This window comes from Bacillus sp. S4, from assembly GCF_040838205.1.
Classification (GTDB): Bacteria; Bacillota; Bacilli; order Bacillales; family Bacillaceae_G; genus Bacillus_A; species Bacillus_A cereus_U.
The window spans coordinates 1-8,170 of sequence record NZ_JBFPJI010000146.1 but is presented as its reverse complement, the minus strand read 5'-3'; the positions used below and the strand labels follow the sequence as shown (position 1 = coordinate 8,170).

The window sequence follows — 8,170 nt, the reverse complement described above, 5'->3', positions numbered from 1 at the left end:
GTTTAATAGATCATCAAATAACAGATGGGGATATTTTACAAGTTTTGTAAAGAATATTACCTGTTTTTAGTTTTTTACAAAAAACAGCTTTGTTATTATGGTTTATAAACAAAAGGAGAAGAGGATAAAAATGACGGAAAAAACAATTCAAATTGATTCAATGAACTATCAATTTCAAATAGAAAAAGAAATTTGGAAATTGGAAATGACAAAATCTCAAACGCGTATAAAAGATTTCCGTCAATTCGATATAATTACGGGCGCATCATCTGAGTTTGTACCATTAACGATAGAAGAAACGGATGATATGTTTACGTTTATATTTCAAGTGGATAAAAAATTATATAAGTGGGACGATCTTGGCCGTTTTGGAAGAAATGAGAAATTAAGACTGCTTCGAAATATAGCGCAGTTTCGTAAATACTTAAATAAACGAATAACGTTCTTTTTACATCCAGACAACATAGTTTTTAATGCTAATTTAATACCAAGTATTATACATAGAGGAATTCGAGATATTGTTCCACCAACCCCGTTGTTAGAAGAGCAATTTTTAACACAGTATAAGTGTCTAATCATTGCTTTATTCTCCCAAAAGCATAATTTTGATGATTTGTATGCTGGGTTACTAAAAGATGCAAAAGAAACAACATTTGAACAAACGGTTGCTCAAATGGAGAGCCTAGATGCATTACTGCAGTTTCTTGATGACAGCTTTGAGAAGGAACAAGCAAAAACAGAAAAAAACATGCAGTTAGTACCTAAAAAGAGCTACAAATCATTTAAATATTTAGCTTTTTCCTTCATAGCGGCGACAGTTATTTTAGCTGCTCCTTTAATATATTTCACTTTTATAAAATTTCCTTATCAAAATAAATTATTAGAAGCAAATGCGAGTTTCGTAGCAACTGATTATGACCAAGTAATTACGCAATTAAATGAAGCGGAATTTGAATCATTACCGATTGCTTCTAAATATGAGTTAGCATTTGCATACATTACAGCTGAAAAACTAGATGAAGATCAAAAAAAAGCAATTATGAAAAATATTAGTTTAAAAAGTGATGAAAAGTATTTGCTTTATTGGATGTATAACGGAAATGGTAATTTTGATAAATCATTGGATTTAGCTAAGACTCTTGATGATCCGGAGCTTATTATATACGGCCTTGTTAAACAAATTGAATCGCTGAAAAATAATCCGGATTTGTCAGGAGAAGAGCGTGATCAAAAGTTAAAAACATATGAGCAACAATTAGATGAATATACAAAGAAATATGGTAAGTCATCAAGCGATAAAGATTTGTCGAACACAGAGAAAAAAGAATAAGAAAGCACTTGATGAGACAGTTGAAAAGGAGCAGTGAACGCGCATGGAGCAACTATTAGTATTGACTTATGGAGACAGAATATATAAGAGCACATTACATCCAAAAGAGCAATCAATAGTGTCGATTGGAAAAGAGTGGACAAATGATATTACGAATCCAAGTTTAGAGAAAGAAATAGAGTTAAACTGGAATAATGAAGTAAACGCTTGGATGGTAGAAAGTCAATTAATAGAATTCAACAAAGAATTTGAAATTGGAAAAAATCAAGGCGTGAGCTTAAAAGTCTTTATATCTATTATTGGCACAACTAAAGTGTTTGATATAGGAACGAAACATTCTCTTACAATCAGTCAAAATAGTTATGATGATATCGCTATTACAGGGAGTAGCGTAGATTTAATACTGTCTCGTGAAACGTTGTATGATTCTTTTAAAGTGAACGTATATGACGGGGCTGTATTTCATAATTATACGAAGCTAAATGATAGCGTTATGTTAGAAGCGGGAGACCAATTATATTTTGATGGTGTTTTGATGGAGATTGGCAGTGAAGATATTCAAGTATTGTCCTCAGAAAACAACGTGAAATCTACATTACCTATTTTAGTAGAATCAGAAACGAATTATCAAAGTGGTTATCCAGACTATCATCGTTCACCACGTATTATTTATCGTGAACCAGAAGAGAAAATGACAGTTGCGAAACCATCAAGTAAGCCGACAAAACCAACTGAGCATTTAGCAAGAATAATCGCACCTTCTCTTGTCATGATTGTTGTGACAGTATTACTCGCTATTTTTATGAAATATGGTCTATTTATATTAGCATCAGTTGCAATGACTGTAGTAACGATAGTTGTTTCTGTCACATCATATATAAAAAATTTAAAGCAATATAAAATCGACATTATTGAACGTGACAAAAGTTATAGAGATTATATAAAACAAAAAACGAAAGATTTACATGCAGAAAGTGAAAAACAACGCCATGCATTACAGTATCATTATCCGAATGTTGAAGAAATACGTAATATGGCTGTTCAAGTAAATCCACGTATTTATGAAAAAACAATGCAACATCATGATTTCTTAACATTCAGTGTTGGAACGGGACAAGCTAATACTAGTTTTGAAATTCAATTTAATGAAGAAGAGTTTAGTCAAACGAAAGATGAGTTAATTGATATAGCACGTGAACTAAGGCAGCGTAATCTTTCATTAGACGATGTACCAGTCGTAACAGATTTAATGAATGGACCAGTCGGATACATTGGGCAGCGCTCTTTAGTACTAGAACAATTACAATTATTAGTCGTACAAACTGCTTTATTCCATAGCTATTATGACTTGCAGTTTATTACTATTTTTCCTGAAGAAGAAAAAGAGAAATGGGATTGGATGCGCTGGTTACCCCATGGAAGTGTTCGCGATATAAATGTACGTGGATTTGTATACCATGATCGTAGCCGAGATCAGGTGTTAAATAGTTTATATCAAATTTTAAAAGAGAGAAAACAAAAAGTAGATGAAAAAAGTTCTACAAATGAAAAACTGTATTTCGCACCACACTATATCGTACTCATTACAGATGAAAAACTAATTTTAGATCATGTTGTTATGGAATTTTTCAATGACGATCCGAGTCAATTAGGTGTATCACTTGTGTTTGTTCAAGATGTTATGCAAAGTTTACCAGAGCATGTGAAAACGGTAATTGATATAAGAGATGCAAAGCAAGGGAACATCATCTTAGAACAAGGAGAGCTTGTTAACCGTCAATTTAAATTGAATCATGTACCGAAAGGGTTCAATTTAGAAGATGTTTCACGAGCACTAGCACCGTTAAATCATTTGCAAAACTTAAAAAATAGTATTCCAGAAAGCGTAACATTCCTAGAAATGTACGGTGTTGAAAAAATAAAAGAGTTAAATATCACAAGTCGCTGGCAGAAAAATGCAGCACATAAATCTTTAGCTGTACCACTTGGATTACGTGGTAAAGAAGATATTGTAAACTTAAACTTACACGAAAAAGCCCACGGGCCACACGGATTAATAGCAGGTACAACAGGTTCAGGTAAATCGGAAATTATACAATCGTATATTTTATCTCTAGCAGTCAATTTCCACCCTTACGAAGTGGCCTTTCTACTAATTGACTATAAAGGCGGCGGTATGGCGAATTTATTCAAAAACTTACCGCATTTATTAGGAACAATTACGAACTTAGATGGAGCACAAAGCATGAGAGCGCTCGCATCAATTAAAGCTGAATTACAAAAAAGACAACGATTATTTGGTGAAAATGATGTAAACCATATTAATCAATATCAAAAACTGTATAAAGAAGGCTTAGTAAGTGAGCCAATGCCACATCTATTTTTAATTAGTGATGAATTCGCGGAATTGAAGTCAGAACAACCAGAATTTATGAAAGAGTTAGTTTCAACAGCACGTATCGGTCGTTCGCTCGGAATTCATTTAATATTAGCTACACAAAAACCGAGCGGTGTTGTAGATGATCAAATTTGGAGTAACTCGAAATTCAAACTAGCACTGAAAGTTCAAAATACGTCAGATAGTAATGAAATTTTAAAAACACCAGATGCTGCTGAAATTACATTACCAGGACGTGCTTACTTACAAGTTGGGAATAATGAAATTTATGAACTATTCCAATCGGCTTGGAGCGGGGCAGACTATGTAGAAAATAAAGAGGATAAAGAGCATTTAGATGCAACGATATATGCAATAAACGATCTAGGACAATATGAAATATTAAGTGAAGATTTAAGTGGACTTGGTAGCAGTAAAGACGTTATAAGCGTACCGTCGGAACTTGATGCTGTTATTGACTACATTCACGATTACGCAGAAGTAAATGAAATTGAAGCGTTAGCAAGACCGTGGTTACCGCCACTTCCAGAAAGCGTATATTTACAAGACTTACATGCTATTCAGTTCAAGGAAGCATGGACGAACGAAAAGAAACCATTAAAAGCAACAGTTGGTCTATTAGATCAGCCTGAATTACAATCACAAACACCATTAACATTAGATATTAGTAAAGACGGACACGTAGCAGTCTTCTCAAGTCCAGGTTACGGAAAATCAACATTCTTACAATCAGTCATTATGGATGTAGCTCGTCAGCATAGTCCGGAGCATTTGCATGTGTATTTATTAGACTTCGGAACAAACGGTTTAATGCCATTAAAATCTTTACCACATGTGGCAGACATCATTACACTAGACCAAGTTGAAAAATGCGAGAAATTTCTTCGCCGCATAGAAGACCTATTAAAAGATAGAAAGCAATTGCTAAGTAAATATGGCGTTGCGAGTCTTGAAATGTATGAGAGAGCTAGTAAAGAAGTATTACCAACAATATTAATTACGTTAGATAACTATGATTCTGTTAGAGAAGCTGGATTTGTCGAAGACTTTGAACGCATTGTTGCACAAATTGTACGTGAAGGGGCAGCGGTAGGAATTCATTTAATGCTTACGGCTACACGTCAAAATGCATTGAGAGTACAAGTAAATACAAATATTAAACTACAAATTGCTCTTTATATGATAGATGAGGCTGAATCTAGAGCTGTAGTAGGAAGAACGGACTTGAAAATTGAGGAATTAGCTGGTCGTGGCTTAGTGAAACTAGAAGAACCAACAATCTTCCAAACAGCTTTACCGACAGAAGGAGAAGATGTACTTACTCGAATCGAAAATATACAAGCTGAAGGAAAAGAGATGGATTCCTTCTGGGATGGAGAAAGACCGAAAGCAATTCCTATGGTACCTGAAGTTCTGGAATACAAAGAGTTTATTGCATGGCCAGAAACAAGAAAAATTATTGAAGCAGGCAAACTAACATTTGGTGTAGAGACAGAAAACGTTACCCCTCTCCAATTAGATTTAACGGAAGCATCTAATATTGTTGTAGGGGGCATCAAGAAAGATGAAGTTGAAAATGTAGTTCATCAATTCCTTCAACAGTTAGCAGACAGTGGACACTTTGATCTAGGTTTAATTGATACAAGAACACGCAATTTCTCAAACTATAGAGAGAGCGCTGCTTTATATGTAGCTGAAAAAACAGGAATTGAGAAAACGATTAAACAAGTTACAAATGCTTATAAATCGAGAGAAGCGGCGTTTAAAGAGGAGCAGGAAGCATCAAGTGAAACAGTGAACCCAGCTGAATTTATTAAGAAATTTAAGCCGATTGTAATTGTAATTGCAGATGTAAATGATATTTTAAGTAATTTAGAAGATAGTGATATATATAGTTTAGCGGAATTAATAACAAATGGTGCATTTATGGGCATCCACTTCGTAATTGGCTGTGATGTTGATTCAATTGACAGTCGATACGATTTAGTTTCAAAAACAATAAAAACGCAATCTCATGTTATTTTACTTAGAAAATCATCAGGCCAAATGGTCTTTGATGTATCTAATAAAGATTTAAGTAGTACAAAATTAAATCCATTTGAAGGGTATTTTGTTGAAAATCGTTTTGCTACTAGAATTAAAGTGCCAACTATTTAAGGGGGGATTTGCATGGGGATAGAGGAATTAAATAGTCAAAAATCTGGTTTATTAAGTAGTATAAGTCATCAACAAGGGCAATTGGCTGAATTACAAATGAAACTACGAAGGCTAATAACTGCTAAGGGGAAATTTGTAAATAATCTTGAAGCAATTAAACAAAATCAAGAGCAGTTTAAGTCTTTAGAAATAAACGAGAGTAGTTGGAAAGGGCAAAGAGCAACTACTTTTAAAGAAACGTATGAACAACAAGTTATTTCTAATTTAGGGAAGTTTATTGGAGAACTAGGGAGAGTGCAAGAAGACATCGATCAAGCCATACGGCGGCTTGAAAGAGAAATCGCTGCATGTGAGTCTAGTATTCTTTCATTAAGTCGAAGTGTTTCAATGGTTGACGCTAGTATTCAAGTAGAAGTACAGAAGGCGGGGAAATGATAAATGGGGGAAATTAAATTAAATAAAGGGGTATTTGATGCGAAAGTAAGTGAATTGAAAAGTGGCGCTAGTGATTTAGGTAAGACTAAATTTAATGGTATGCAGTTGAGTCGTACGAATTTGTCTAGGCTGATTCAATATTGTGAAGCAATTGAACAGTTATCTCAAAAGGTGCAGCAATACGAACAGATATTAGAAAATGACTTAAATAAAATACAACAAACCGGGGAGAAAATAGTCGAAAAAGACGAACAGCTTGAGAAACAATTAAGGATCGGTTCAATTCATCATGCTATGAAAAATTAAAATAGGGTGGGAGAAGCGTGGATAAAAATATAGAGTTACAAGAAGTAAAAGAACTTCAAAATAGATTTCAAGCAAGTGCCACTGAGTTGAATCTACAGTTTGAATCATTATTAGGTAAGATAGCGGATTTTAGTGAGATTAATTCATTTCAAGGTGCTGCTGCTGATGGAATTAAAGGCCATTTATCTAGAGTTCATGGAAGTGTTATTTCAGGGTGTATGGTCGCAGCAGAAAGCTTAAGTATGCAATTTGAAAAAGCATTAGAAGATTTTAATAGTTCTGTTGATAGTGATGCAGATACGAAAATTTATGGGAGTTATTTAGATAATGTAAAGCAAAAAATTAATGGGTATAGTAACAGTTTTAATCAATCGAATGAGTTAGCCCAACAGACTATCAGTTCAATTAGTGATATTGTTCCGATCCATTATCCCTCATCATCAGGAATTTCTGAAGGGGTTGAAAAAAGCCAAAAGGAAATCAGTGATACGTTAGAAAAACTAGAGGCTTACAATAGTCAACAAAATGATCTTCAAAATTTTGATGACATGTTACGCGGATTAGATGGTGCTATGAGACAAATACAAGAGACTGAAGGGAACTTTTCTAGTGATACAACCGAAAAACTTCTGTCTGAAGGAAGCTTTGCATCTATAGTTGGAGTAGCTAAAATGATTGCGGGATATACGGGTAAAGCGAAAAAAGGAGTAGTCGGATTATTTTCTGGTTATTTACGCCTTGTTTACATGAAAAAAAATTTGGGATTTGGTGTTGATTTTGATGTTAATGCTCGAAAAGGAAAAGGAGCATATATATTTAAAACTTTAAGCGATGCCGATATTGTAGCGGCTTCCAAACTTTTTGCTACAGATGCAAATGAAGATGCTATTTTTAAATTTATTTTTCAAGATAAATTTAAAGTCAATTACAACAACGCAACAAAAAATGTAATAAAACAAGCAAAAAAAGATATTTATAAATTGCCTGAATTTAAAGCGGTTGAAGATTTTATGATGACTCGGAATGAAGAAGGATTTTTAAAAGCATTTAAAAATAAATGGACAGATTCATTTGGGACCGAATTTCAAAAGAGCATTGACGAATTCAATTTTAAGAAATGGCCAGAGACATTTAAAAAACTCAAAGGTACTGGGACGCTCTTTAAAAGCGTGGCAATTATTGGAACGGGGCTGACAGTTGTAGATAATACTATAAAGTCACTAGATGATGGATTTCAGCTACAGGATGTAAGAGATGTTGCATTAGATACAGGTGTGGACTTAGCATATGCAGCGGGAGCAGCAGCAACTGGAGCAGCGATTGGGACTGCTTTGGGGCCACTTGGAACCTTGGCAGGAGGAGCGGTAGGAGCAGTGGCTGGTGTTCTAATCTCAGTAGGCTTAAACACAAAATCTGATAGATTGGGAGGCGAAAGTGTAGTTGGTGGAACGAAGAAATTGGTAAAATGGGCGGTAAATACGAACGATAATTTAAAGTCTGGAAATTATAAAGAATTTATGAAAGAAAATGCAACAGTTATAAAA

Annotated in this window: 5 protein-coding genes; all 5 read left to right on the top strand. The window is 34.3% G+C overall.

What is annotated here, in order from left to right:
- Positions 1–130: 130 nt before the first annotated feature.
- Positions 131–1,330, top strand: a complete 1,200-nt coding sequence (gene essB / locus AB3X48_RS14240; protein ID WP_367959691.1) for a type VII secretion protein EssB — start codon at positions 131–133, stop codon at positions 1,328–1,330.
- Positions 1,331–1,373: 43 nt separating this feature from the next.
- Positions 1,374–5,885 carry a type VII secretion protein EssC gene (essC, locus tag AB3X48_RS14235; RefSeq protein ID WP_088098995.1) on the top strand — a complete coding sequence of 1,504 codons (4,512 nt, stop codon included), beginning with the start codon at positions 1,374–1,376 and terminating at the stop codon, positions 5,883–5,885.
- Between the two features lie 12 nt (positions 5,886–5,897).
- On the top strand, positions 5,898–6,320 hold the full coding sequence (locus AB3X48_RS14230) for a YwqH-like family protein (protein ID WP_002200727.1): 423 nt from the start codon (positions 5,898–5,900) through the stop codon (positions 6,318–6,320).
- A 3-nt stretch (positions 6,321–6,323) separates the two neighbouring features.
- Positions 6,324–6,626: a TIGR04197 family type VII secretion effector gene (locus AB3X48_RS14225; RefSeq protein WP_002200726.1), complete on the top strand. Its 303-nt coding sequence runs from the start codon at positions 6,324–6,326 to the stop codon at positions 6,624–6,626.
- A gap of 17 nt (positions 6,627–6,643) precedes the next feature.
- On the top strand, positions 6,644–8,170 hold a 1,527-nt coding region (locus tag AB3X48_RS14220; RefSeq protein WP_367959690.1), incomplete at its 3' end, for a T7SS effector LXG polymorphic toxin.